Below are 25,017 nucleotides of genomic sequence, written 5' to 3'. Positions count from 1 at the left end.
GGTGACCCTATCCGAGGATCCGCCACGCCATGCAACCACCGTCAAAATCCGCACCACACGAGCAGCAGGCCATCACGCTACCCGTGCGCGGCGCGCTTGCCAGCCTGTCGCTGGCCATGCTGCTGCCGGCGCTGGGCACCAGCATTGCCAACGTGGGCTTGCCCGACATGGCCACGGCCCTGCATGCGCCGTTCCAGGATGTGCAATGGATCGTGCTGGCCTACCTGCTGGCCATCACGGCCCTGATCGTCAGCGTGGGCCGCCTTGGCGACATGGTCGGCAGGCGCCGCCTGCTGCTGGCCGGCATCGCCCTGTTTGCCGTCGCCTCCATCCTGTGCGCGCTGGCATCCACCTTGTGGCTGCTGGTCGCCGCGCGCGCCCTGCAGGGACTGGGCGCCTCCGTCATGATGGCGCTGACCATGGCCTTCGTCGGCAGCACCGTGCCGAAGGCCAAAACGGGCAGCGCCATGGGCCTGCTCGGCACCATGTCGGCCGTCGGCACCACGCTTGGCCCCGCGCTGGGCGGCCTGCTGATCGCCCGCTTCGGCTGGCAATCTATCTTTCTCGTCAACGTGCCGCTGGCCGGCGTGGCGCTGCTGATGGCCTGGAGCTTCCTGCCGGCCGACCAGCGCGGCGCCAATGCCAAGCGGCCCGTGTTCGACCACCGCGGCACCCTGCTGCTGGCGCTGACCCTGGCCGCCTATGCGCTGGCCATGACCCTGGGCCACGGCCATTTCGGCATGCGCAACGTGGCGCTGCTGCTGGCCGCCTGCGTGGGCGCCATCGTGTTCGTCCGCGTTGAACTGAAGGCGCCGGCGCCGCTGATCCGCCTCGCCATGCTGCGCGCGCCCGTGCTCAGCGCGGGCCTGGCGACCAGCATGCTGGTGTCGACGGTCATGATGTCCACCCTGGTGGTCGGCCCCTTCTACCTGGCGCGCGGCCTGGGCCTGGGTGCGGCCGCCACCGGCATGGTGCTGGCGGCCGGACCGCTGGTGGCGGCGTTCTGCGGCGTGCCGTCCGGCTGGCTGGTGGACCGCTACGGCGCACAGCGCATGGGCGGCGCGGGCCTGTGCGGCGCGGCCGGCGCCTGCCTGGCGCTGGCCTTCTTGCCCGCCAGCCTGGGCATTCCCGGCTACGTCGCACCGATCATGCTGCTGACGGCCAGCTACGCGCTGTTCCAGGCAGCCAACAATACGGCCGTGATGGTCGATATCGCTCCCGAGCAGCGCGGCGTCATTTCCGGCATGCTCAATCTGTCGCGCAATCTGGGGCTTGTCACGGGCGCCTCCGTGATGGGCGCCGTCTTCGCTGCCGGCGCCAGCGATATCGCCAGCGCCAGGCCGGCCGCCATGATAGCCGGCATGCACGCCACCTTTGGCGTGGCCAGCGTACTGATACTCGCCGCGCTGGCCATTTTCGTGCTCGGGCGCGCCATGAGCAAGGCTGGAAAGCCCGCATGATGCGCGCGGCGGCATCAGCCCGCGTTGATCCGGGCCGCGCAGGCGTCGACCACGCAGCCGCGCAGCCAGCGGTGGGCCGGGTCCGCATCCATGCGCGGATGCCACATCAATGACACGGTCAGCTCCGGCATGCGCAGCGGCAGCACAAAGGTAAACATGCCGGCGCGCAGATTGCCCGTATGCCGCTCCGGCACGGTGGCAATCAGGTCGGAGCCGGCCGCCAGCGCCAGCGCCGCCGTAAAGCCGCCGACGATGCTGGCGATCGTGCGCTGCAGTCCCAGGGCGGCCAGCGCGTCGTCCATCGGTCCCGTATCCTGGTCGCGCCGCGCCACCAGCACGTGCTGGCCGGCGGCATAGCGTTCGGCGCTGATCTCGCCCTGCGCCAGCGGATGGCCGCTGCGCACCACCCCCACGAAACGGTCGCCGAACAGCCTGCGCGTGCGCACTTCCGGGCTGGTGAGACTGCCGATCACGCCCGTTTCCAGGTCGATGCTGCCCTCGCGCAGCTGCGCGCTTTCGCGGTCGAGCTTTTGCACGAAGCGCAGGCGCACGCCAGGCGCCTGCGCGCCGATATGCGCGAGCAGCGCCGGGCCGAAATTTTCCACGAAACCGTCGCTCGAACGCAGCGTGAATGTTTGCGCCAGCTGGCGCGGGTCCAGCTGCTCCGCCGGTCCCAGCACGGCCAGCACCTCGCCCAACAGGGGCCCCACCCTTGCGCGCAGCTCCAGCGCGCGCGGCGTGGGGACCAGTTCACGGCCGGCGCGCACCAGCAGCGGATCGCCCGTCGTCTCACGCAGGCGCGCCAGGGCGCGGCTCATGGCCGATGGACTCAGGCGCAAGCGCCGCGCCGCGCGCGTGACACTACCCTCGGCCAGCAGGACATCGAGGGTAATCAACAGGTTCAGGTCGGGTAGCGACATTGGCGCTTACTCGCCCTGCTCCGGCGCGCGGCCGATCTCGCCGTCGATATTGGCCAGGAACCAGGCCAGCGACGACATCAGCGCCACGTTGCGCTTGAGGTTATCCGGGTCGACCTTGTCCAGGGTGTCGGCCGGCGTATGGTGGTAGTGGAAGTAGCTGTGGCTGTCGACCAGCGGCTCGAAGCTGGGCACGCCGCCCGTTTCCAGGCGGTGCAGGTCGCCCGTGCCCAGCGCGTCGCGGCGCGTGAACGCGTGCGCGCCCATCGGCTGCAGGGCCGCCAGCAAAGGCGTAAACAGTTTTTCCGCTTTCGGTCCCACGCTGGCCTTGATGCCGAACGGGCGGCCAGCCCCGCTATCCATCTCGATGGCCGCATATTGTTTGCCGAGCGCCTGCTTGTGGGCCTCGAAGTAGGCCTGGCCGCCACGCCCGCCGTTCTCCTCGTTCATCCAGGCGATCACGCGGATGGTGCGGCGCGGGCGGTAGTCGAGCTTTTTCAGGGTTTCCACCACACCCATGGCCGCCACCACGCCGGCGCCGTCGTCATGCGCGCCCGTCGCCAGGTCCCAGGAATCGAGGTGGCCCGAGACCACCACCACTTCGTCGGCCTTGTCCGTGCCCGGCCAGTCGGCGATGACGTTGTAGCTGTCCGCTTCCGGCAGGTTTTGCGGCGTCAGGGTCAGGTGCATTTTCATGGGGCCGCGCGCGGCCAGGCGGCCGATCAGCAAGGCGTCTTCCACGGTGACGGCGGCGGCCGGAATGCGCTTATTGCCGTCCAGTCCCGTGGCACCCGCGTGCGGGATGCGGAAGTTCGCGCCGCCGACCGAGCGCACGAGCGCAGCCGCCGCGCCCAGGTTGGCCGCCGCCTTCGGTCCGAGGAAGCGCGAGCGCGAACCCTGGCCATAGGTGACGCCGGCCAGGCCCCGCTCGGCCATCTCCTGGTCGAACGGCGTGTCGATCAGCACGATGGCGCCCTTCACTTCCGGCGCGCGTGCCTTGAGTTCTTCCAGGCTCTTGACGATGATGAGGGGAGCCGTCAGGCCGGCGGCCGGCGTCGCGCCCGAGCCGCCCAGGGCCGTGAGCACCACGCGCTGCGACACGCCCTGCGGACGGCCCGCATAGTCGACGATTTCCGCCGTTTCCACGCCGCGTACCCAGTGCGGCACTTTCACGGGCTGCAGGGTGACGGTGGCGCCCAGTTGGCGCATGGTGTTCGCCACTTGCTGCACGGCGGCGGCCGCGCCGGCGGAACCGGACAGGCGCGGGCCGATCAGATCCGTCATGTCGGCCAGGCGGGCATACGCCCAGTCGCTTTGCAGCGCCGTGTCGCGCACCTGCGCCAGCGCTTGCGGGGTATTGCCTGGCGCTGCGGCAAAGGCCCCGGCGCTGACGATGCAGCCAAGGGCGATGGATAAAACGGAACGGCGCAGTGGCGCGCCAGTCAGGATGGTAGGCATGTGATGTCAGTTCCAGTCAACGAGGTCGAAGCGGGTACGCCTTGGTCATGGGCAAGGCGCGGCTTTCTACGATAGCGTATTTGTTCTGTCATTGCAGCAACTTTTACGGGATCGATTGCCTGTTTCCCCCAGAGTCGATTACCATCAGGATTCGTGATCGCTACCGGAAACCGACATGCTCAAGGGAACCCTCTGCACCATCCGGCATTTGCAGGCCGCCGACCTGAATACCTATATTTCCCTCGTCAACGACCTGCCCTCGCGCGGCGAGTTTTTCTCCATGCAATTCAAGTCGCCCGAGGCCATGCGGCGCGACTTCCTGCAATCGGGCTTTGTCACCGAGGACAGCGAATTGTTCCTCATCGAAGATCACTCACAGCACATCATCGGCACGATCACGCACTTCAAGAGCCGGACACCGTCCTCGCGCGAGATTGGCTACCGCCTGTTCGACCGGCAGCGCGACGGACAAGGCTACATGAGCGAAGCGACTCGCCTGGTGGTCGATTACCTGTTCAGCGCCTATCCGTATCACCGGCTGGAGCTGCTGATGGACCCGCTGAACATCGGCTCCGAGCGCATCGCGCAAAAGAACGGCTTTACCCAGGAAGGCTTGCTACGCCAGGCCTTCTTTATCAATGGCGTGATGCGCGATGTCAAAATGTACAGCCTGCTGCGTCCCGAATGGCAGGCGCGCCGGCGCTGACTTGTTACGGCCGGGGCAGGATTGTAATAAGTTGTATTAGACGTGGAGCAAGCTTGCGGCAGCAGATATAGTCCACTTCATGCAGATCATTGTGATCTCGCCGGAATGGAAGGAAATGCCATGTTGAACAAGAAACTCCTGGGTGCGGTAATGGTAGCGGCAGTGGCTGTGTCTTCGGCCGCAGTCGCCGGTGACCGCGACTTCAATACCGTTGCAGGCGCTGTTGTCGGAGCGGCCATTGGCAACAGCACCGGCGGGCGCAATGGCGCGATCGTCGGTGGCGTGCTGGGCGCCGCCGTCGGCAACAGCATCAGCACGAATGACCGCTATTACGACCGTGGCGGCTATCGCGGCGGCTACCGCGAAACCTATTACGCGCCTGCGCCGCAACCGGTGTACTACGCCCCGGCGCCGCAGCCCGTGTACTACGCGCCGCCACCGCGCTACTATGGCCCGCCGGCTGTCGTCTACGTGCAACCGGGCCGCGGCTACTACCGTGATTATGACCGCCGCGACTACTATGACCGTGGCCACGGTCACGGCCACGGTCACGGCTGGGGCCATCGCCGTTAAGCACCGCCCTGCACTGCACCATGAAAAACCTGCGCCAGCCTGCTGCCGCAGGTTTTTTTGCGAAATAGGCAAGGTATCGCTCCCGCATGATTTCGGCTAAGCTGTGTCCTATGATCAACATTGCTGGCCGCGTGGACCGCAACAACCGATGCATTTAATCAAAGACGGGCTCGACTTCGGCCCCTGGCTCGACGCCGCCGCCGGCACCAGCGTGGGCGCCGGCCCCATGCCGCGCCGCGAGAACCAGGACAATTTCCTGCTGATCGATGCCAGCGGCCACGCCGTCTGCCTGTCGCAGCAGGCGCCATTCCACTGCCAGGTGCCGGGCTGGCCGCGCGGCCATGTGCGCGCCGCCGTGCTCGATGGCATGGGCGGCCACGGACATGGACGCGAAGCGGCGGAAGCGGCCGTGCAAGGCTTGCTGGCCATGCCCGCCTGCCTCGACACGGCCAGCCTGGCGGCCTGGCTCGACCAGCTGCACACGCGCTTACAGGACACCTTCGCCAGGACGGCGCCAGCCCAGGCGCGTCCGCCCGGCACCACCCTGACCTTGCTGGAAGTGCCGCCCGGCGAAGCGCCGCTGCTGTATCACGTGGGCGATTCGCGCCTGTATGAAATTGCCGACGGGGTGGCCAGCATCCTCACCGTCGACCACGTGCCGGCCACCGTGTACGCCATGCGCGGCTCGCTCGACGAGACCCGCTGGCGGGCCGCCGTGCATGGCGAACACCATCCGCAAATCTCGCAGGCCTTTATTTTAGGCAACGCCATCAGCGACAGCTTGCAGCTCGCCAAGCCTTTAATGGGCCTCGACGCGGCCACCTTGCCGCCCTTCCTCGCGCACCTGGGCGACCGCCGCGTGCTGCGCGTGCGCCCCGGCGCCCACTATCTGCTGGCCAGCGACGGTTTCTGGGCCTGCGAGGATCCGCTCGCCCTCACAGCCCGCTGGCCCGCCCTGTGCGCCGGCAGGACTGCGGCGCAGGCCGTCAGCGCCGTGTTCGACGACTTCCTCTTGCATCCGCCAAAAGGCTTGCATAGCGACAACATTACCATGCTGGCGCTGCGCTTCGATGCGGAGTTCAGCGCCCCGACCGGCTAGCGACCAGGTAGCCGGCCGTTGCCGACACGGCCGACAGCACACTGCCCCAGGCCATATCGATCGCCGTCAAGGCCAGCGGCCAATCGCGCAAGGTCGCATAGTTGCTCAAATCATAGGTGCCATAGGCAAGCAGCCCGAGCAGCGCGCCCAGCGCCGCCGCCGTGCGTCCGCGGCGCGCCCGCAAGCCGGGCAAGATGGCAAACACCACCAGCCCCGCCACGTACAGCAGATAAAACAGCACGGCCGGGGCCCAGCGCGGTGTGTCCGCCAGCAGCGGCCCCAGCACCGCGGCGTACACGGGCTTCATCAGTACCGCCAGCCACAGGGCATCGATGGCGAGAAATACGCACAGGGTGGCGCCATAGGCAATGGCAAGCTGGAGCGGGCGTTGGGCAGGCATGGTCATCTCTCGGCGTCAGGCAGCGTGGGGAAACAGTTGCGCCAGCATAATGCAAAACGCCGCCACGCTCACGACGGCCTGTATGAATTGAACCATGCCCATGGCGCGCGGTCTGAAGGATAGACCTCTCCAACGTCAGGAGCACGCCATGAGCAACACTATCCCGACACCGCAGGCCGCCGCAAGCGCGCCCGACTACGCCGCCATCAAGCAGCGCCAGCAAGCGAGCTGGGCCAGCGGCGACTTCGCCATCATCGGCGTGACCCTGCAGCCGGTTGGCGAATTGCTGGCCGAGGCCGCCGATATCCGCGCCCACGAAGACGTCATCGACATCGCCGCCGGCAATGGCAACGCCACCCTGGCGGCCGCGCGCCGCTTTGCCCGTGTCGTGTCCACCGATTATGTGCCGGCGCTGCTGGACAAGGGCCGCGCACGCGCCGAGGCGGAAGGGCTGGCCGTGACCTTCCGCGTGGCTGACGCCGAAGCCCTGCCCTTCGCCGATGCCAGTTTCGACGCGGCCCTGTCGACCTTTGGCGTGATGTTCGCGCCCGACCACCAGCGCGCGGCCAGCGAAATGCTGCGCGTGCTGCGCCCCGGCGGACGCATCGGCATGGCCAACTGGACGCCGGACGGCTTTGTCGGGCAACTGTTCAAGACCATAGGCAAATATGTGCCGCCCCCGGCAGGCATGGTGTCGCCGGCCCGCTGGGGCGAAGAGGCGTATGTGCGCGACCTGTTCGGCCAGGGGGCGGAGCAGGTGCACGGCCAAAGCAAGGTCTTCAATTTCCGCTACGCTTCCGCCCAACACTGGCTGCAAATCTTCCGCGATTATTACGGCCCCGTCCACAAGGCGTTTGCCGCGCTCGACGCGACTGGCGCCGGAGCGCTGGAACAGGAACTGCTCGCCATGCTTGAACGCCTGAATACGGCCGGCGCCCACTCGCTGGTGGTGCCGGGCGAGTACTTGGAAGTCATCGTCAGCAAACGGTGCGGCTAAGACACTCTTGGCAAAATAACATATCCAGAAAGATATAAAATGTGTTTTTAGGCAATAGTTTCCATGACATGTATGACAAGGTGTGACCAGGGGCATGAATTTGGGCAAAAAGAGCGCATTCCGGTGTCGCGAAAGTTGCCAAGCAGGCGCAAAAGCGCGTAAGCTCTCATGTATAACAGAGGGCAAAATGTCCCCGCTCGATTCGAGTCAGAATGTCATGAAAAAATGCAGCAACCCGGAGCACCCGCACTGTACGTTCTGGGTCTTGCCTGGGGAAACAGTCTGCGCGGGCAACCACCCGCAAGCGACGACTGCCCCCAGCAGCTACGACCTGTTGACCGCACTGCGCAGCGCCCGTTCCGAGCCATCGGCAACGGCGCTTCCGCACGCCCCTGCAGATGATTCTGATATTCGCGATGCTGTTATTCGCGATGCCGTTATCCGCGATGCGGCCATTCAAACGGTAAGCCGCTCCGTGGGGGCCTCTGCCGCCACCCCGGCGTTCACGCCAGCGCCCGTTGCGCCGCCAACGGCGCCATCAGCTTACCAGCCCGTGCAAGCCCACCTGCACATCAGCGGCTTCGATCCGCGCGCGGCAGGCGGACGGCAAACATTAAAAATGGAATTGCGCGGCATGAGCGCCGCCTGCGCACCGCAGCTGACCTTGCGCCTGCGCTCGGACCTGATCCCGCGCGGCCACGTGCAGCATGATTTCGTACGCACCACGCGCGGCGACTGGCGTCCCGTGTTTGTCGAGTTTTCCTCACGCAACAAGGAACACGGGCAATACCAGATCGAAGTGGAAGTCCACAGCCATGTCGACGGCGCCGTGGCGCAGAAGTGGGTGTGCACGTTTGTCATCCTCGTGCCGCGCCGCGACGCCACCCTGACGGAAATCCACCAGATCTTCCTCAGCACGCACAAGAACGTGCGCGTGATGGCCGACGACGCCTCGATCGCCCGCGTGACGGGCGGCGACGGCTGCAATCTCGACGTGACGGCGCGCAATGCCGGCATCGCCCACGTGGATCTGTCCGCGCCGCAAGGCAAGATCGACATGGGTTTTACCACGATTGCCTGGGACGAGGAGTTGATCGAAGTCGACCTGCCCGCCGCCAGCCACTGCCATCCGCACCCGAGCCAGGCCGCTTGCCTCGTCAATGCTGCGCCGGAAGCGGGCGAACAGCGCCAAATCCGCCTGTTCGCGCTGGAAGAATGCATGCTGGGGCGTTTCGAGCTGGTGGACCCGGAAGCCGATGTGCTGCTCAGCCATTTCAGCCCCGACGGCCAGGACAACAATGGCTTGACGCGCCGCCTGTCGGGCCGCCACGCCATCATCCGGCGCAGCCAGCACCAGCAAGGCTTTGAAATCGAGGACGTGTCGCGCTACGGCCTGCTGCTCGACGGCGTCTGGCCCGGCAAGCACAAGCCCGTGCCGCTACGCCTGGGCATGCGCATCGAACTGTCTGCCAGCATCAAGGGCATCGTCGTGCTCAGCGTCACGGCCCTGCTCGCGCACGGCGTGATCCTGCACCGCATCGACCACGGCGCCCGCGCCGAGTGTTTTTACCTGCTGCTGCCCGACACCCAGCCCACGCCGGCAAGCCACCTTGCCACGCCGCAAGCAAGCTGCCTGCCCGTGCTCTTCCACCGCAACGGCGGTTTCTGGCACTTGGACACGGCCAGCGGCAAGGAAACGGCGCTGGCCCCCGCCACCGCGCTCGACAAGCTCAGCGGCTTCGCGCGGCACAACCGCTTCGCCAGCGAACCGTATCCGGAATGCTGGATCATCCGCACCGAAGGCGCGGCGCTGTGCGACAGCACAACCATGCAAACGGCCTGATACAGCACCTCCTGACACCTGACCGCTAGCGCGGTACCAGCACCAGGAAAATCAGCGACAAGCCAATAATGAACACCGCTTCCAGCGAAAACACGAGGGCGGGAATCTGCAATTCGCGCGGGATTTTCATGGCGACACCTCCTCAAAACGTCAAACTGCTTTCAGCATAGCGCGCCCTGCGCCAATTACATTATCAGCCGCACAACACAATTGACGGGACGGCATGGCTTGCCGAGTCCGCTGACCAAGCCATCCCGACACACAATTTAACAAATTATCAGCAGATATTCTGCAAATAGCACCCCTCCACGCCCTTGCATACTGTATATTCATCCAGTTAATATCCCCTGCATTTCATACAACGCCGCGCATGGCGTTTTACATTTTCTATGGCTTCCAACAAAGCGCATCATGCGACCGGTTGGGCTGCCGGCGTGATCGCTGCGGCCCTGGTCGCGCACGCTGGCGCCGGTGGTCCCTATCAAGTGCTGAGCGTGCTCGCCTTTGTCATGGGAGCGCTGGGCGGCACGGCGCCGGACTGGCTGGAAGTGGCTTGGTGGGCGCGCACGCACAAGCTGTGGATTACGCACCGCACGTGGACGCACTGGGGCCTGGCCTGGATCGCCCTGCTCGTCTACACGTATCTGCAATTGCCACACCACCTGTGGGCGCCGCCCCTGTTCGGCTTTGCCGCCGGCGGCATCATGCATCTGCTGGCGGACTGGCCCAATCCGCTGGGCGTGCCGTGGATTTTTCGCCGCCACTCGCTGCGCTGGTGGAAAAGCGGCCGCCACGACATCATCGTCATCATCGCCGCCTGGCTGGCCGCCACCATCGTGGCCGACCACGTGTTTTTTGACGGCATCCACTGGCAGCGCACTGTGCTGGCGTTTGATGGCTTGCTGCACTGGTCCGGCGCTGCTCTGCAGCAAGCCTGGACGGATCTGCAACAGTGGCAGGAGCGCTGGCGTCTGGGCGACCAACAGTAATTGACGCAAGACGCATGGCAATGTGATAATGAGTATCATTCTCAAACAGCCCAGCCAGCCGGCACTCCGCGTTCCGTCAGCCCAGCTATTCCCTTGCCTGGAGAACGCAGTGAGCACCGTCAGTCCCATCCATGCCAATCACCTGAGCACCCTGTACAGCGAGCATCACGGCTGGCTGTATGGCTGGCTGCGCGGCAAGCTGGGCAACCGCGCCGAGGCGGCCGACCTGGCACAGGACACGTTTCTACGCCTGCTGGGCAAGCGCGAGGTGACACCGCTGGCACCGCTGCGCGAACCGCGCGGCTACCTGGCGACCATCGCGCGCGGCTTGCTGATCGACCGCTACCGGCGCCAGGCGCTGGAACACGCCTACCTGGAAGCGCTGGCGCAGCAAACCGAGCCGATATCGATCAGCGCCGAAACGCATGCCATCATCATCGAAACCCTGCTTGCCATCGACCGCCTGCTCGACCGCCTGGGTGCGCGCACGCGGGACATCTTCCTGCTGGCGCAGATCGAGGAGCTCAGCTATGTGGACATCAGCCGGCGCCTCGGCGTATCCCTGCCCACCGTGAAAAAGCACCTGGTGCGCGCCTACACGGAATGCCTGATGCTGGCGGCTAACTGATGTTCGGCGCATCCTCGTCCACTCCCATCGCCCGCAAGGTCCTGGCCGCCGCCGCCCACTGGCATGTGGAACTCCAGTGCGGCGGCGCCGACCCGGCCGCCCTGCAGGCATGGCGCGATGCCAGCGCCGAACATGAGCGGGCCTGGGAGCTGCTGCGGCGCATGGACGGTCAGCTGGGCGCGATACCGGCAGCGCTGGCGATTCCCGCGCTGCAGGCGGCGCAGCAGCGCCGGCGCGCCGCCGCAAAAGTGCTGGCCATGCTGGTGGCGGCCGGCGGCGGCATCGCGCTGGGCCAGGCGGGCCTGCAATCCGCCCCATGGCAAGCCTGGACGGCGTCTTTGCGCACGGCGCCGGGCCAGCGCCGCCACGTGACCCTGGCCGATGGCGGGCGCATGGAAATGAATACGGATAGCGCGCTCGATGTCGCTTACGGCGCCACCCACCGCCGCATCCGCCTGCATCATGGCGAAATCATGATCACGACGGCATCCGATGCCCGCCCCTTCCTCGTCGACACGCCGCACGGCGTGATCCGCGCGCTCGGTACGCGCTTCGGCGTGCGCTGCGATGCGCAGGGCAGCACGGTCAGCGTCTACGAACACGCCGTGGAAGTGCGCTGCGCGGCGCGCCCGGACGCCGTGCGCCGCCTGGAAGCGGGCCAGCAGCTGCGTTTCAGCGCAAGCGGCTCGGAGGACGTACTGGCCATGCCCGCGCACCAGGACAGCTGGCTGCGCGGCATGCTGGTGGCCGCCGACTGGCCCCTGCAGCAACTGGTGCAGGAGCTGGCGCGCTACCGGCGCGGGCGCCTCGCGTGCGACGCGTCCGTGGCGCGGCGTCCCGTCACGGGCACTTACCGGCTCGACGATATCGACGCCGTGCTGGAAAGCCTGTGCGCCTCGCACGGACTGCAAGTGACGTATTTCACGCGCTACTGGGCCACGGTGTCGGCCCGGGCCACATAATTATTTTCAGTTTTTTTGCGCCAGGGGTTGGTGTTTCGCTGCGCTGCTTCGGCTTCCTAGATAAGTAGCCAATTCACGTAGCCGATTCACACGCCAATTCTTATCCCTTAGAGCAGAAAGACCGAGCATGCAGCTGACCACCCCCGTCCTCCATCCCGCCGCGCGCGCCATCCGCCTGGCCGTCCTCGCCATGGCTTGCGCCGCCCCCGCCGCCGCCTTTATCGCCGCACCCGCGCTGGCGCAAGGCCAGGCCGCCACCGCCCAAGCGTTTGCCGTACCAGCCGGCCCGCTGGCCACCGCCCTTAACGATTTTGCCGTGGCCGCCGGCGTCAGCCTGTCGACCGACCCGGCGCAGACGCGGGGCCTGCGCTCGCCCGGCGTGCGCGGCAGCTTTGGCGTAGCCCAGGGCTTTGCCCAGGTGCTGGCCGGCAGCGGCCTGGAAGCCATGCAACTGCCAAACGGCGCCTACGTGCTGCGCCAGGGGGCGCCATCGTCCGCAGCGGCGGCCGGCGTGGAAAAGACCATGGCACCCGTGACGGTCAGCGCCAGCATGGAGCGCGACCCCGTCAGTGAACACAGCAACTCGTATGCGGCGCGCGCCGTCACCGTCGGCAAGGGCGTGCAAACCCTGCGCGAAATTCCGCAATCCGTCAGCGTCGTCACGCGCCAGAAAATGGACGACCAGAATCTCAACACCATCGATGCCGTGCTGGCCAACACCACCGGCATCACCATGTACGACAGCCCCATGGGCGGGCGCTATGTGTATTCACGCGGCTTCATGGTCGACACTTACCAGTTCGACGGCGTGAACCGCGCCATGTACTACCCGCAGGCGAACAGTTTTACCAGCAACACGGCCGTGCTGGACCGGGTGGAAATCGTGCGCGGCGCCACCGGCCTGCTGCAGGGCACGGGCTCGCCGGGCGCCGCCATCAACATGGTGCGCAAGCGTCCGCTGGCGGAAAAGCAGGTGCAGCTGGCGCTGAGCGCAGGCCGCTGGAACGATGTGCGCGGCGAAGTCGACGTCACCGGTCCGCTGAACGCATCGGGCAGCATCCGCGGCCGCGCCGTGGCCGCGCACGAGCAGCGCGATTATTTCTATGACGTGGCCGACAGCCGCACCGACGTACTGTATGGCGTGCTGGAATTCGACCTGGCGCCGGGCAGCAAGCTGACGACGGGCGCCAGCTACGAGAAGCTGCATTCGACGCCGTTCTTTTCCGGCATGGCCCGCTACCGCGATGGCAGCGACCCGAAACTGCCGCGCGAAACCTTCCTCGGCGCCGACTGGAACCGCTGGGTCAGCCGCCAGACGGCCGTCTTCGCCGAATTCGAGCACCGCTTCGACGCCGACTGGTCGCTCAAGGCCAGCGCCAACTACACGCGCGAGCGGCATGACGTGAAATACATGTTCAGCCAGGGCGCGCTCGATCCCGCCACCATGGCCGGCATGATGATGTATGGCGGCGTGTTCGACTACGGCAGCACCAACAAGGGACTCGACCTGTCGCTCGACGGCAAATTCAACGCTTTCGGCCGCCGCCACGGCTTCAGCGCCGGCATCAACACGAACCGCCTGGAAAGCGACAGCGATTTCAGCCTGGCCTTGCTGCAGCAGCCGAACAACCCGCTGCGGCCCAATCACGGCGTGGCCGAACCGAGCGACGCCTGGTTCCGCGAGAACAGCTACCGCGGCGATCCCAGCTTGACGAAAATGACGCAGACGGGCGCCTACGGCGTGGCCCGCTTCAGCGTCAGCGATCCGCTCACCGTGGTGGCGGGCGCGCGCGTATCGAATTACAAATGGAGCAGCGTGTACCGCGACACGGGCGAGGTATACATCGACCCCTACCGCGAAAACGGCGTCGTCACGCCGTATGGCGGCGTGATCTACGCGTTCGACAAGCGCTGGTCCGGCTACGCCAGCGTGTCCGACATCTTCCAGCCGCAAAACCAGCGCACGGCCGAAGGCGCACTGCTCGATCCGCTCAAGGGGCGCAATCTGGAAGTGGGGGTCAAGGGTGAACTGTTCGACGGCAAGGTCAATACCTCGCTGGCGCTGTTCCGCATCGAGCAGCGCAACCGCGCGGAGCTGGACCTGGTCAACACCTGCTCCAGCGGCACGGAGTGCTATTTCTCGGCGGGCAAGGTGCGCAGCGAAGGCCTCGACGCGGAAATCAGCGGCGAAGTGGCGCCGGGCTGGCAGCTGTTCGCCGGCTACACCCTGAATAACTTCAAGTACCTGGAACAGACGTCGAATGCGGGCGTGATGTTCGCCAGCACCTACTCGCCGCGTCACATGCTGCGCGCGTGGAGCGACTACCGCCTGCCCGGCGCCTTGCAGAAGTGGAGCGTGGGCGGCGGCGTGAACTTCCAGACGGAGAGCTCGCGCGTGACGCAGAACATTACGGTGGCGCAAGGCGCGTATGCCTTGTTCAGCGCGCGCGGCGCCTATCAGATCGACCGCAACTGGACGGCGTCGCTGTCCGTGACGAACTTGCTCGACAAGCGCTACTACCAGACGGTGGGCGCGCCGGCGTGGGGCAATTTCTATGGCGAACCGCGCAAGGCGCAACTGACCTTGCGCGCGCGGTTCTAGACGAAACGCTTATGCCGGAGGACGCAATGGCGCCTTCGGCAGCGGAATGAATTCCGTCTCGCCCGGCACTTGTCCCATGCGCTGGGCGGTCCAGTCGTCGGCCGCCTGCGACAATCGCTCCTTGCTCGACGAGACGAAGTTCCAGAACAGGAAACGGTGGCCGTCCAGCGGCTCGCCGCCGATGACGACAAACTGCACCTGGCCGCCGCCTGCCGTCACGACAGGCACGGCCCCGGTTTCCAGCAAGGCCATGGTGTGCGGCACCAGTGCCACGCCATCGACCAGCACGTCCCCGCTGATTGGATAAATCGCCGCTTCCGGCGGCAAGCCTTCCAGGCGCAACTCGCGCCCCGCCTGCAGCGCCACGTCCAGGTACACCGTCTGCATGTAGGTGCGCACGGGCGAGGTCTGGCCAAAGGCCGTGCCGATCAACACCTTGACGACGGCGCCATCGAGCGGCACGACAGGAATGTCGGCTTGCGGCGTGTGCGTGAAACTCGGTTCGTCCTCCTCGTGCGCCTTGGGCAGCGCGGCCCACAGCTGCAAGCCGTGCGTGCGGTGCGGCTGGCCGGCCAGGTCGTGCGGCGTGCGTTCCGAATGCACGATGCCGCGCCCGGCCGTCATCCAGTTGATGGCACCTGGTTCGATGCGCTGGTACGAGCCGATGCTGTCGCGGTGGTCGATCGCGCCCTCGAACAGATAGGTGACGGTAGCCAGGCCGATATGCGGATGGGGGCGCACGTCGTGATTGGCGTCGGGGGCCACGTCGATGGGGCCGAAATGGTCGAAGAAGATGAAGGGACCGACGGCCTGCTTTGCCGCGGACGGCAGCAAGCGCCGCACGACGAAGCCGCCGCCCAGGTCCTTTTCGTGGCTTTTCAGGATGGCCGCGCTCATGCCAGCACCGTCGTGATTTCCGTGGTGACGGCCGTCATCAGCTTGTGGATCGGGCATTTGCCGGCCACGGCCAGCAATTCCTCACGCTGCGCATCCGTCAGCTCGCCCGTCAGGTGCAGGGTGGCCGCCAGGCGGTACACACCCTTGCGCTCTTCGCTGGCATCGCGCTCGGTCGACACTTCCACGTGCTCCAGCGGGATGCCCTTGTGCCGGGCGTACCAGACGACGGTGAGCGCCTTGCAGGCCGACAGGGCCGCGTCGTACAGGTCGTGCGGCGAAGGGCCGGCGTCGCCGCCCCCCTCCTCCACCGAGGCGTCGGCGGAAATGATGTGGTCGCGCACGTGCACGATGTGGCGCATGGCTTGCGACTGGTCGCGGATGGCTTTGATGGTCATGGCGTTCCTTGGTGCGTTTGGAAAGCCACAATTTACACCGTTTGGCCGCTTGGCGCAGCCCGCTGCCCTGCTACCTGGTCATTTGATACGGAACACGGCATCGACCGTCTGCCTCATCTTGAGGACGGTGACCATCAGCATGTCGTCGGGATTTTGCCGCTGGCGGCTGTTGGCGCGCTGGTAGCGGTCGGACGGCACCAGGCCCACCGCATTGCCCAGGTTTTTCAGCTGGTCCGACGAGATGCCGGCCACGGCGCCCACGCGCTTGCCGAAGCCGCGCGCCATGGCGTCGGCCTTGCGCTGCGCATCCTTGACGGCCTCACCCACCAGTTCCTCTTCCAGGCGGATGCGCTGCGTGGCGCCGAAGGTGACGGCAAACGCATCGAGGTTGGGCATGGCCAGCAGCGGCCCTATGACGGCGGGCCATTTCGACAAATCGGCCACGTTGATATGCACGCTGGCCTTGATCTGGTACTGCGGATTGGCCGGGTCCTGTTCCGCGCCCTTGCGGATTTCCTTGCGCACGTCGCGCACCTCGATGCCGGCCGCCGCTTCCGGCAAACCCTGCTCCACCAGCAGCGCCTTGATTTCCGTGATGCGCGTCTGCACGAGGGCGGTGGCTACCTCCGGCGCCGGGTCGAAAACGCTGACGTCGAAATCGATCTCGCCCAGGTCCGGCGTGACGAAGCTGTAGGCCGTACCGGTCGCGTGGATGAAGGGATAGGAAGGCAAATCGCCGGCCAGGGCTGAGATGGGCAGGCAGGCGAACACGATGGACAGCAGGCGGCGTTTGAACACGGACACTCCAGCACGGTTAAGGTGCATGAAGTATCCGTCAAGATGGCCGATATGACAATGAATTAGTCGAGCGTGCGCGCCACGCGGAAGCCCACGATATCGTTCGACAGCACGGTGGAAAAGCCGTTGCGCAGGGCCGAGCGCAAATAGCGCGGGTGGTACAGCCACGAGCCGCCGCGCAGGATGCGCCGGCTGCTGTCACTGCCCTCTTCCCAGGCGCTGCCATCGACGGGCGCGCCTTCGTAATTATCGTGCACGACGTCCTGCACCCATTCCCACACATTGCCATGCATGTCGAACAGGCCCCATGAATTCGGCGCGAAAGTGCCCAGCGGCGTCGTGCCGCCCCGGTACACGCCGCGCGGACCGCCGTTATAGACATACAGGCCGTCGTAGTTGGCTTGCTCGGTGCTGATCGTGTCGCCCACATTGAAGGCCGTGCGCGTGCCGGCGCGGCATGCGTATTCCCATTCCGCTTCGCTGGGCAGGCGGTAGTGGCGGCCCGTGCGCTCGCTCATCCACGCCAGGTACAGCTGCGCGTCATTCCAGCTCACGCCCACCACCGGGTGCTGGTCGTTCTGCACGAAGCCGGGATTGTCCCAGTCCGTCTCGGAACCGCCCGCCCAGCCGGTCGCCTTGACGAAGGCGCGCCATTCGCCCACGCTGACGGGGTGGCGCGCCAGCGCGAACGGGCGCTCGATGCCGACCCAGTGCTGCGGCATTTCGCGCTCAAGCCACGTCTGCTGCGAGCCAGCCTGGATGGCGGCCTTGTGTTCCGTTTCGTGCGCGCCCATCTGGAAGCGGCCGCTGGGAATCAGTACCAGTTCCGGTCCCTGTCCCGAACCATCGAGGAAATCATCGCGCAAGACGCCTTCCGCATTGGGCACCGGTTCCACGTGCTCGGCTTCCGGCGCCGGTGCGGATGGCGGCGCAGGGACAGCTGCTGCGGCGGCGCGGCTGGCCTGTTCCTTGCGCGCACGTTCCTGCTCGGCGCGGTAAGCCGCTTCCGCCTTGGCGATGATGGCCTTGCGCTGCAATTCCTGGTGCTCCTGCAAGGCGGTGGCCGCATCGGCTTCGCGGCGCGCGCGCAACTGGCCGCGCAGCGCTTCCTTGCGCAGCTTGCGCGCCTCTTCCGCTTCGAAATGGCGCTGCGCCTCCTGTTCGCGGCGCAGTTTATCTTGCCGCTGCTTTTCCAGCGCGGCCGCCTGGATTTCCGCCTTGCGGCGCTGGTCCAGTTCTTCCTGTCGCACACGCGCTTCCTTGAGCGCCGCCTCGCGGGCCTGTTCGGCGGCCAGCGCCGCCGCCTTTTGCTGCTGCGCCGCGCGCGCCTGCTGCTGGCGCGCCTGTTCCGCCAGTTCTTCGGGCGACGGCCCGGCGGCGCGCTCCAAGCTTTCCAGCAAGGCTTGCACGGATTGCGGCCGCAGTTCCGGCGTCAGCGAAAACCCGTTCTGCAGCACTTGCCACTGCTGCGCGTTGAGCGCTTGCGGCGCCGACGGCAAATGGCTGGCGCTGCGCGTGTCGTCGAACGGCATGCGCCCTTCGAGCATCTGGTAGATCATCACGGCCACCGCATATACGTCCAGGCGCGGGCTGGGCTGGCGCTGGTTGGCCCCGGCCTCGGGCGCCCGGTAGCCGTGCGTACCCGCGTTCGGCATGTCCAGCGCCAGGCTGCTGTCCGCATTGCGCACGCGCGATGCGATGCCATAGTCGAGCAGCTTGACGTCGCCTTTCGCCGTCAGGAAGACATTGCCCGGCTTGATGTCGCGATGCACGAGCTTGTGCTTTTCCCACGCATACGACAGGGCGTCGGCCACCGGCTGCAGCAGTTCCTGCACGGTGGACAGGGGCAGCGCGCCCTCGCGCGCCAGATAGTGCTCGAGGTCTTCGCCATCGAGGCATTCCATGATGATGAAATAGCTGGCCGTGGCCGGGTCCTGCGCCCACTCGTAGACGCGGACGATGTTTTCATGCGCGAGTTTGCGCGCCTGCGTCGCTTCCTCGATCAGCAGCTTGGCGTGCGTGGCGCTTTGCGTCAGCTGCGGCGGCAAGATCTTCAGCGCCACCATTTCGCTGCTGCCCAGCTCTGCGTGCGTGGCCAGGTCGGTCGCTTGCCACACCTGTCCCATGCCGCCCGTGCCGATCAGCCGCTCGAGCCGGTAGCGGCGGTTTTGCGGGCCGATTTCCTGGCCCGTCATGAAGCCCAGCTCCGTGCCCTGGCGTACGGGCAGCGGCGCCGGCACAGGCGCGGCGCCGGGCGGCGCGTACTCGGCGTCGAGGATGGCGTTCTTGCGGCGTTCAAATTCCTGCTCGCTGAGCAGCCCGTCGTCGTGGAGGGCGCGCAGTTCCCGCAGTTTGTCTCGTGCTTTTTGCATCATCTGGGGTAAAACGCTTCCATCAAGGCTGCAAGGCGACGCCGCAGGCGGCGCAGAATTTATCTTCCGGATGGCCCGCGCGCTGCGCGTGGCCGTTCTTGCAGCGGGCCGGCGCTGCTGCGGTGGCGGCGCCCGGCTGCAGCGCCTGCGCCACGGCCACGCCCAGCTGCGCCTGCGCCGACAGGCCATGCGCGTGCGCCGCGTTCTGCAGGTTGATCAGGTCGAGCTGCTGGCGTCGTTCGCGTTCCGCTTGGCCTTCCAGGTAGCTGCGCTCCTGCGCCACGCTGTCCTGCGCCATGCGCATGGCGTCCAGCGGCGCGGCGCTGTTCTCGGCCGCCGCCAGCGCGGCCAGCGCGTGGATCTGCTCGGCGCTCATGCCTGCCTGCAGCTGCGTTTTCAGCACTTGCGCCAGCACGGCCGCATTCTGCCCGGCGGCCATGGCTACCTTGCCCGTGTCGCTCAGCGAACCGATTTTCTCGATGCGGTCGATGTCGATGCGCGCCAGTTCGGCCGCATGCGCCTGTTGCGCCAGCAGGGCTTCATACTCACCTTTCCAGCGCGCGTAATCGCTTTCGCGCTGCTGCGCCATGGCCAGCAAGTCGCGCTGCCATTGCGCTTCCTGTTCCAGCTGGCGCAGCTGCTGGCGCTGCTCCTCGATGGCCAGCGCGTCGAGCTGCGCCAGCTGCGTTTGCTGCTGCAGCTGGCACGCGTGCACGCCGTCGGCCTCGATGGTGCGCAGCAGCTTTTCCTGCTGCGCGATGGCGTCTTCGCGCGCGCCGCCGCGCCGCAGCGCCGACACTTTTTCCGCGATTTCCGCCGCCTGCACCTGGGCCGCTTCATCCTTGTGCGCTTCGGCGCGCAGCAATTCGCGCTGGCGCGCCAGCTGCATCTGGTCTTCCCACTCCTGCACCCGCTCCGCTTCGCGCTTGCGCGCCGCATTCGCCAGCATCAGCCCCTGCCACGCGGCCTGGTGCTGCTCCGCCTCCAGCTGCGCCTCGCGCTGGGCCGCATCCGCTTCCGCCTGGCGCAGGCGCGCCAGCTGCGTGCGGCGGCCCGTCTCATCGTCGATCAGCAGCGCGCTTTCCACTTGCTGCGCGATCGACTGCAAATGCACCTGATGCGTAAAGCGCTGCTGCGCCAGCTGGATCTGCTCGCGCCCGTGCAGCTGCGACAGTTCCAGCTCGCTGCGCATCTTGATGGCGGCCAGCGCCCGCACGTGCTCCCAGTTGGCCGCTTCATCGGCCCGCTGCGCGCCCTTCTGCGCCAGTTCCTGTTCCAGCTCGCCCAGCGCCAGCGCGGCGCCATGGTCGAGCGCCTGGCGTCGCGATTTCGCTTCCAGGATGCGGCCATACAGGTCGATCTGGCGCCCGCGCAGCGCTTGCAGGCGCTCCGCTTCCTGGTGGTTCAGCTCCGCCTTTTCCACCGTCGCATCCTGCCGTAGCTCGGCGCGGCGGTGCGCGTGGCGCGCCGCCAGTTCCTCGCGGCGGATGCGCTGCCACTCTTCCTCGTCATACAACTGGTCGAGCTGCTTCATGCGTTCCAGGCTGTGCTGCTCCAGTTCTTGCGCCGGCAAACCGCCCAGCCACAGGGTGCCGATGCTGGCTCCTGCGTCGCCCTCACGCTTGTCGTGCCGCAGGCTCAGCGTTTCCACGCGCGCCACGGCCAGGCCGCTGGGCGCCAGGCGCTGCGTCAGCGCCGATTGCAGGCGTTCATTCAATTCGGGCCGCAGGTCGGCATTCGCGTCCATTTCGCGCAGCGCGCGGCTGCCGATGAATTCCAGCGCGATCTGGCGCACGGATGGCAGCAGCAAGGCGTGCAAATGGGCGCGCGTGACGGCGCCCGGCGCGCGCATGAACTGGCGCGCAAACGCGTCGGGCTGGCCCAGCGCGATGTCGACACGCAAGGACGCGGCGACATTGAGCAACTCCGTGCTGGCCAGGGCCGGCAGGTCGAATTCCAGGCTGATGGCGTCGGCGCGCGCGATCAGCACTTCGGCCGGGCGCGCCGGCAGCAGCGCGGGCAGGCGCGCAAAGAAGGCGGCGCTGTCGTAATCGCCAGCCGGTATCAAGGTGAAAGCGTCCGATTGCACGATCCAGGCGCGCGACTCGGCAGGCACCCGCAGGCGGCGCGCGGCGCTGCCGAACAGCGAGGACAGTTCGCGCACGCCAAAGAACAGGGCCAGTTGCCCATCAGCAAGATGCCATTGATTGGCATGCAGCACCGCGTCGCTGTCGGGGGCGCCCAGCGACAAGCCGCATTGCGCGCAATAGCCGGCGGCGGCGCCGTTCTTGTGCTCGCAGCGCGGGCAGCGGGCGCCGCCAAAACCAAACAATTGGAACATGTGTGACTCCTGATGAGAATAATGGTGTGCGCAACACGGCTGCCATGCCGATTCTAGCAGGATAGCCGGGCCTCACTTGCCGCGCACGGCATGGGCACAGCAGTGCGCAGCATCAGATAATGCCATAGGGCAATTGCATTCATATGCGCGGATACAGGGCTAATTAGGCCTCAATTCAAGCCGTCGCCTGCCCGCGCCGCGCGCAGGCATTTCAGCGCCGTTTTTTTGCAGGCCATCCCGCCAAAACCACGGCTGGTCGCATGCGCATGGCGCGCCGGCCCGCGCATGGCTACAGTGCATGCATACCCACCCGCCACCCGAAAGGAACGATCATGAAAACGCTGAAAAATATGGAAGCCATCTTTACCGTCGCCGTCGCCATCGCCTGCGGCGCCAGCTATGCCAGCTTCAACCAGCCACAGGCCGCACAAACCGCCGCTGCTGCGCAAGCGAACGCCAGCCCCGTCGTGGTGGTCAGCGCCAAACGCCTGACGGAACAGGAAAAGAAAATCTCGCTGATCGAAGAACGGCAAGCCTTGCTGGGCAACGCCACCGCCAGCACCCTGTGAGCCAACTATGCTGACACCACGCCGCCTGGCGCCAGTTTGAATACCGCCGCGCCAGGCCGCCATTTGTATCTGCCACGGATACACGGACACCCAGCATTGTGTCAATTGTAATAAGTTGAATCAAAGGCGATCTGCCCGCCTGCAAGCGCCTATAGTCCATTTCAAGCAATCACCGAAATGGAGCACATCATGAAACCCATCACACTCTACGCAGCAGCCATGCTTGCCATCAGCACCGCGGCCTTCCTGCCTGCGCAAGCGATGGCACAGAATCAGCTCGGCGTCAGCATTGTCATCGGCGACGCCCCGCCTCCGCCACGGTTTGAAAGCGCGCCAGCGCCGCGCGCCGGCTATGTCTGGGCGCCAGGCTACTGGAACTGGGATGGCCAGCGCCACGTCTGGACCGGCGGCGAATGGCTGCGCGAACGGGGCGGCAACCAGTACCGCCGCGCCGCCTGGATACAGGAGAACAACCGCTGGCGCCTGGACCGTGGCGGCTGGGTCGCCGCGCAAGTGCAGCCCGTGCGCTATGACGACATCCGCATCGCCCCGCCGCCACCGCGCCGCGAAGCCATCCCGCGCGCCCGCCACGGCTACGTCTGGGCACCCGGCCACTGGGAATGGCGCGGCCAGCGCTACGCCTGGACGCCAGGCGTATGGATCGCCGAACGCCGCGGCTACGTGTATGCGCCGCCCGCCTGGAACCAGCGCGACGGCCGCTGGCAGATGGAGCAAGGCCGCTGGTCGCGCGGTCCGAACGGCGACCGCGACCGCGATGGCATCCCCAACCGCTATGACCGCGACAATGGCAACCGCCACGACCGCGATGGCGACGGGGTCCCAAACCGCGATGACCGCCGGCCAGATAATCCCCGCCGCTATTAAGCAGCGGACACCAAGGCCACCCCTCGCGGTGGCCTTGTCATTTTCCCGACACATCCGTGTATTAACATCGCGCGACGATCAATCACACTGCACGAGAAAGATTCACGATGGCGATGGAAACTGCCGGTTTTACCTACGGCTCGGACACCTCGGGCCTGGTCTGGGGCTTCCTGTTTGGCCGCGACGGGCAGCCGCTGGCGCTCGACTCGACGGCGGCGCTGGCCTGGCTGGCCGATGGCGCGGCGCGCCCGGCGCAGGAATTCGTCTGGCTGCATTTCAATTTGTCGCATGCGGCCAGCGAAAAATGGCTGATGACGCACACGCAGCTGGCCGATGAATTCTATGAAACCCTGCACCAGGGTTCCCGTTCCACGCGCATCGAACAGGCGGAAAACACCCTGATCGCCGTGGTCAACGATGTGGTGCACAACTTCTCGTTTGAGGCGTCCGACATATCCACCATGTGGGCCAGCGTGGCGCAAAACCTCGTCATCACGGCGCGCCGCGCGCCGCTGCAGTCGATCGAACGCCTGCGCCAGGCCGTCATCAAGAACCACGAGCCGATACGCTCGTCGGTGGAATTGCTGATCCATCTGCTGCGCGACCAGGCGGACGTGCTGGTCAACATCGTGCGCGACGCCGTGGCGCGGGTCGACGATATCGAGGATCACTTGCTGGCGGGGCGCCTGGTGCCGAAACGCGAAGATCTGGGCGCCATGCGGCGCGTGCTGGTGCGGCTGCAACGCCTGCTGGCGCCGGAACCGGCTGCCCTGTTCCGCCTGCTGCAACGCCCGCCATCGTGGGTGTCGGAGCTCGACAGCCTGGAACTGCGCCAGTCGACGGAGGAATTCTCCGTCGTACTCAGCGATATGTCTTCGCTACAGGAACGCATCAAGCTGCTGCAGGAAGAGATCGCCGCCAGCGTCAACGAGGAAAACAGCCGCAGCCTGTTCGTGCTGACCATCGTCACCGTGCTGGCCTTGCCGATCAATATCATCGCCGGCATGCTGGGCATGAATGTGGGGGGCATTCCGCTGGCCCAGCACCCGCAGGGCTTCTGGATCATCGTCGCCATCATCGTCACGTTCACGGTCGTGGCGGGATGGCTGGTGGTGCGCGTGCAGCGAAACAGTTAAGTCCGGCACGGCCTGGCAGGCGAACGGCAGGCGCCGTCCGCCGTCACTGCTTATCGGTGGTATTCGCCGGCCCGTTCAGGCTGGTAAACGATTTCCTCGATCTTGACTTTGACTACGCCGCCCGGCATGGGCCAGGCGATGCTGTCGCCAACGGACAGGCCCAGCAGCGCGCTGCCGACGGGCGCCAGCACGGAAATACGGTCGGCCTGGCCTTCCACGTCCTTCGGATACACGAGCGTCAGGCAGAATTCCTCCTTGTTTTCCACCGTGAAGCGCACGGTGGAATTCATCGTCACGACGGTCGGTGGAATCTCTTGCGGCTCGAGCACCTCGGCGCGGCCCAGCTCATCGAGCAAGGCGGCCTTGTCCGGCGATAAGTTATTACCCAAGGCATACAACAACGCTTCCAGTCGTTCCAGGTCTTGTGACGACAAAATAATTTTTGGTTTTTTTTCCAAGATATCCTCACTATTGATCATCAGGGCGGCGTCCGGCTTTACTGGCGGCTGCTGACTTGGCCGCGGCAGACAAAACAAACAGCATCAGGACGTCCATCATCAGCGGATTATGGACGAACTCGCGGAGCAAGGCCATAGCGTTCTCGCATTCTTCATTAAAATTTATAAAAATCAATGACTTGCAATGGCTGATATAGTCAAAAAGTTTATCCGTGCCGCGATGGCCGGGTGCATTGAAGTTCTTGCTGGTATTTTGTTTACTATCAGCATTGTTTTAAGAGAAAAAAAACGGCGGGCAAAAAAAGGATTAAAATTCAGCATGAATTATTATTAGAAAGACACGTCCGCCTTTTCCGCCTGTCTTGTCGCCTTGCCTGCTGCCACCGGTGTGCCGCATGGATATAAATTGCCGCACGCCCTGTACTTTCACGCTGCAAAATGACAATATGTCGGCCTTAGCAACACTTGGCAACACGTTGAGAGTTCCGGCTCACTTCGGTTTTCATCAGACTGGAACGTAAAGTATGGCAGG

23 protein-coding genes are annotated in these 25,017 nt (G+C 65.8%); 13 read left to right on the top strand and 10 right to left on the bottom strand.

The window, feature by feature from the left end; all coding sequences use genetic code 11:
• Positions 1–29: 29 nt before the first annotated feature.
• Positions 30–1,460, top strand: a complete 1,431-nt coding sequence (locus tag V3C40_RS00820) for an MFS transporter (RefSeq protein WP_331776181.1) — start codon at positions 30–32, stop codon at positions 1,458–1,460.
• 14 nt (positions 1,461–1,474) lie between these two features.
• Here V3C40_RS00820 and V3C40_RS00815 read toward each other — a convergent pair whose 3' ends face one another.
• Positions 1,475–2,380 (bottom strand): LysR family transcriptional regulator, encoded by a 906-nt coding sequence (locus V3C40_RS00815; RefSeq protein WP_331776180.1) that lies wholly within the window; start codon positions 2,378–2,380, stop codon positions 1,475–1,477.
• A 6-nt stretch (positions 2,381–2,386) separates the two neighbouring features.
• Positions 2,387–3,835: a M20/M25/M40 family metallo-hydrolase gene (locus V3C40_RS00810; protein ID WP_331776179.1), complete on the bottom strand. Its 1,449-nt coding sequence runs from the start codon at positions 3,833–3,835 to the stop codon at positions 2,387–2,389.
• A 175-nt stretch (positions 3,836–4,010) separates the two neighbouring features.
• Between V3C40_RS00810 and V3C40_RS00805 the strand changes: the two genes are divergently transcribed.
• From V3C40_RS00805 to V3C40_RS00795, 3 genes are all read left to right on the top strand, one after another.
• Complete coding sequence (locus tag V3C40_RS00805; protein WP_070304745.1) at positions 4,011–4,541, top strand: GNAT family N-acetyltransferase; 531 nt, start codon at positions 4,011–4,013, stop codon at positions 4,539–4,541.
• 120 nt (positions 4,542–4,661) lie between these two features.
• Positions 4,662–5,114, top strand: coding sequence for a glycine zipper 2TM domain-containing protein (locus tag V3C40_RS00800; protein WP_046684114.1), 453 nt, complete (start codon positions 4,662–4,664; stop codon positions 5,112–5,114).
• 148 nt (positions 5,115–5,262) lie between these two features.
• Positions 5,263–6,213, top strand: coding sequence for a PP2C family protein-serine/threonine phosphatase (locus tag V3C40_RS00795; RefSeq protein WP_331776178.1), 951 nt, complete (start codon positions 5,263–5,265; stop codon positions 6,211–6,213).
• Here the strand turns inward: V3C40_RS00795 and V3C40_RS00790 are convergent.
• The gene (locus V3C40_RS00790; protein WP_331776177.1) at positions 6,194–6,613 is read right to left on the bottom strand and encodes a DUF2177 family protein; all 420 of its coding nucleotides are present in this window, start codon (positions 6,611–6,613) and stop codon (positions 6,194–6,196) included. The two genes, V3C40_RS00795 and V3C40_RS00790, sit on opposite strands and share 20 nt — an antisense overlap.
• A 148-nt stretch (positions 6,614–6,761) precedes the next feature.
• Here V3C40_RS00790 and V3C40_RS00785 point away from each other — a divergent pair, with 148 nt between their 5' ends.
• The 6 genes from V3C40_RS00785 (at position 6,762) to V3C40_RS00760 (ending at position 14,634) form a co-directional block, all read left to right on the top strand.
• Positions 6,762–7,610, top strand: a complete 849-nt coding sequence (locus tag V3C40_RS00785; RefSeq protein ID WP_331776176.1) for a class I SAM-dependent methyltransferase — start codon at positions 6,762–6,764, stop codon at positions 7,608–7,610.
• A gap of 187 nt (positions 7,611–7,797) precedes the next feature.
• A complete protein-coding gene (locus tag V3C40_RS00780; RefSeq protein ID WP_331776175.1) occupies positions 7,798–9,453 on the top strand; it encodes an FHA domain-containing protein in 1,656 nt (551 codons plus the stop codon).
• Positions 9,454–9,842: 389 nt separating this feature from the next.
• Positions 9,843–10,442, top strand: a complete 600-nt coding sequence (locus tag V3C40_RS00775) for a metal-dependent hydrolase (RefSeq protein WP_034751900.1) — start codon at positions 9,843–9,845, stop codon at positions 10,440–10,442.
• 109 nt (positions 10,443–10,551) lie between these two features.
• Complete coding sequence (locus tag V3C40_RS00770; RefSeq protein WP_072453170.1) at positions 10,552–11,070, top strand: sigma-70 family RNA polymerase sigma factor; 519 nt, start codon at positions 10,552–10,554, stop codon at positions 11,068–11,070.
• The gene (locus V3C40_RS00765) at positions 11,070–12,032 is read left to right on the top strand and encodes a FecR domain-containing protein (protein ID WP_331776174.1); all 963 of its coding nucleotides are present in this window, start codon (positions 11,070–11,072) and stop codon (positions 12,030–12,032) included. The genes V3C40_RS00770 and V3C40_RS00765 overlap by 1 nt, the downstream gene beginning before the upstream one ends.
• 127 nt (positions 12,033–12,159) lie before the next feature.
• Complete coding sequence (locus V3C40_RS00760) at positions 12,160–14,634, top strand: TonB-dependent siderophore receptor (RefSeq protein ID WP_331776173.1); 2,475 nt, start codon at positions 12,160–12,162, stop codon at positions 14,632–14,634.
• 9 nt (positions 14,635–14,643) lie between these two features.
• Here the strand turns inward: V3C40_RS00760 and V3C40_RS00755 are convergent, their stop codons facing one another.
• From V3C40_RS00755 to V3C40_RS00735, 5 genes are all read right to left on the bottom strand, one after another.
• Positions 14,644–15,531, bottom strand: coding sequence for a pirin family protein (locus tag V3C40_RS00755; protein ID WP_034751903.1), 888 nt, complete (start codon positions 15,529–15,531; stop codon positions 14,644–14,646).
• On the bottom strand, positions 15,528–15,926 hold the full coding sequence (locus V3C40_RS00750; protein WP_331776172.1) for an OsmC family protein: 399 nt from the start codon (positions 15,924–15,926) through the stop codon (positions 15,528–15,530). The genes V3C40_RS00755 and V3C40_RS00750 overlap by 4 nt, the downstream gene beginning before the upstream one ends.
• Before the next feature lie 78 nt (positions 15,927–16,004).
• Entirely contained in the window at positions 16,005–16,724 is a 720-nt protein-coding gene (locus V3C40_RS00745) for an SIMPL domain-containing protein (RefSeq protein ID WP_331776171.1), read from the bottom strand.
• A gap of 62 nt (positions 16,725–16,786) precedes the next feature.
• The gene (locus tag V3C40_RS00740) at positions 16,787–19,099 is read right to left on the bottom strand and encodes an SUMF1/EgtB/PvdO family nonheme iron enzyme (protein ID WP_331776170.1); all 2,313 of its coding nucleotides are present in this window, start codon (positions 19,097–19,099) and stop codon (positions 16,787–16,789) included.
• Between the two features lie 19 nt (positions 19,100–19,118).
• Complete coding sequence (locus V3C40_RS00735; RefSeq protein ID WP_331776169.1) at positions 19,119–21,437, bottom strand: hypothetical protein; 2,319 nt, start codon at positions 21,435–21,437, stop codon at positions 19,119–19,121.
• A 332-nt stretch (positions 21,438–21,769) separates the two neighbouring features.
• On the opposite strand from V3C40_RS00735, the gene V3C40_RS00730 reads away from it, so the two are divergent.
• The 3 genes from V3C40_RS00730 to V3C40_RS00720 all read left to right on the top strand — a co-directional run bounded on the left by V3C40_RS00730 (position 21,770) and on the right by V3C40_RS00720 (position 24,027).
• Positions 21,770–22,006 carry a hypothetical protein gene (locus tag V3C40_RS00730; protein ID WP_331776168.1) on the top strand — a complete coding sequence of 79 codons (237 nt, stop codon included), beginning with the start codon at positions 21,770–21,772 and terminating at the stop codon, positions 22,004–22,006.
• Between the two features lie 189 nt (positions 22,007–22,195).
• Positions 22,196–22,891, top strand: coding sequence for a YXWGXW repeat-containing protein (locus V3C40_RS00725; protein ID WP_219327218.1), 696 nt, complete (start codon positions 22,196–22,198; stop codon positions 22,889–22,891).
• Between the two features lie 107 nt (positions 22,892–22,998).
• Entirely contained in the window at positions 22,999–24,027 is a 1,029-nt protein-coding gene (locus tag V3C40_RS00720; RefSeq protein ID WP_175560449.1) for a transporter, read from the top strand.
• A gap of 50 nt (positions 24,028–24,077) precedes the next feature.
• Here V3C40_RS00720 and rnk read toward each other — a convergent pair whose 3' ends face one another.
• Positions 24,078–24,485, bottom strand: a complete 408-nt coding sequence (rnk, locus tag V3C40_RS00715) for a nucleoside diphosphate kinase regulator (protein WP_162835757.1) — start codon at positions 24,483–24,485, stop codon at positions 24,078–24,080.
• A gap of 10 nt (positions 24,486–24,495) precedes the next feature.
• Positions 24,496–24,621 (bottom strand): hypothetical protein, encoded by a 126-nt coding sequence (locus V3C40_RS00710; RefSeq protein ID WP_331776167.1) that lies wholly within the window; start codon positions 24,619–24,621, stop codon positions 24,496–24,498.
• Positions 24,622–25,017: the final 396 nt, after the last annotated feature.

This window comes from Janthinobacterium sp. LS2A (assembly GCF_036543145.1).
Taxonomy (GTDB): Bacteria; Pseudomonadota; Gammaproteobacteria; order Burkholderiales; family Burkholderiaceae_D; genus Janthinobacterium; species Janthinobacterium aestuarii.
The sequence above is the reverse complement of the archived record's forward strand: the minus strand, read 5'-3'. Positions and strand labels throughout refer to the sequence as shown.

Coding starts and splice junctions, on each gene's coding strand:
- V3C40_RS00750 (WP_331776172.1), bottom strand. CDS start 15,926: ATGACCATCAAAGCCATCCGCGACCAGTCGCAAGCCATGCGCCACATC.
- V3C40_RS00805 (WP_070304745.1), top strand. CDS start 4,011: ATGCTCAAGGGAACCCTCTGCACCATCCGGCATTTGCAGGCCGCCGAC.
- V3C40_RS00740 (WP_331776170.1), bottom strand. CDS start 19,099: ATGATGCAAAAAGCACGAGACAAACTGCGGGAACTGCGCGCCCTCCAC.
- V3C40_RS00730 (WP_331776168.1), top strand. CDS start 21,770: ATGAAAACGCTGAAAAATATGGAAGCCATCTTTACCGTCGCCGTCGCC.
- V3C40_RS00820 (WP_331776181.1), top strand. CDS start 30: ATGCAACCACCGTCAAAATCCGCACCACACGAGCAGCAGGCCATCACG.
- V3C40_RS00720 (WP_175560449.1), top strand. CDS start 22,999: ATGGCGATGGAAACTGCCGGTTTTACCTACGGCTCGGACACCTCGGGC.
- V3C40_RS00780 (WP_331776175.1), top strand. CDS start 7,798: ATGTCCCCGCTCGATTCGAGTCAGAATGTCATGAAAAAATGCAGCAAC.
- V3C40_RS00810 (WP_331776179.1), bottom strand. CDS start 3,835: ATGCCTACCATCCTGACTGGCGCGCCACTGCGCCGTTCCGTTTTATCC.
- V3C40_RS00725 (WP_219327218.1), top strand. CDS start 22,196: ATGAAACCCATCACACTCTACGCAGCAGCCATGCTTGCCATCAGCACC.
- V3C40_RS00790 (WP_331776177.1), bottom strand. CDS start 6,613: ATGCCTGCCCAACGCCCGCTCCAGCTTGCCATTGCCTATGGCGCCACC.
- V3C40_RS00710 (WP_331776167.1), bottom strand. CDS start 24,621: ATGGCCTTGCTCCGCGAGTTCGTCCATAATCCGCTGATGATGGACGTC.
- V3C40_RS00815 (WP_331776180.1), bottom strand. CDS start 2,380: ATGTCGCTACCCGACCTGAACCTGTTGATTACCCTCGATGTCCTGCTG.
- V3C40_RS00755 (WP_034751903.1), bottom strand. CDS start 15,531: ATGAGCGCGGCCATCCTGAAAAGCCACGAAAAGGACCTGGGCGGCGGC.
- V3C40_RS00795 (WP_331776178.1), top strand. CDS start 5,263: ATGCATTTAATCAAAGACGGGCTCGACTTCGGCCCCTGGCTCGACGCC.
- V3C40_RS00775 (WP_034751900.1), top strand. CDS start 9,843: ATGGCTTCCAACAAAGCGCATCATGCGACCGGTTGGGCTGCCGGCGTG.
- V3C40_RS00800 (WP_046684114.1), top strand. CDS start 4,662: ATGTTGAACAAGAAACTCCTGGGTGCGGTAATGGTAGCGGCAGTGGCT.
- V3C40_RS00785 (WP_331776176.1), top strand. CDS start 6,762: ATGAGCAACACTATCCCGACACCGCAGGCCGCCGCAAGCGCGCCCGAC.
- V3C40_RS00735 (WP_331776169.1), bottom strand. CDS start 21,437: ATGTTCCAATTGTTTGGTTTTGGCGGCGCCCGCTGCCCGCGCTGCGAG.
- V3C40_RS00760 (WP_331776173.1), top strand. CDS start 12,160: ATGCAGCTGACCACCCCCGTCCTCCATCCCGCCGCGCGCGCCATCCGC.
- V3C40_RS00765 (WP_331776174.1), top strand. CDS start 11,070: ATGTTCGGCGCATCCTCGTCCACTCCCATCGCCCGCAAGGTCCTGGCC.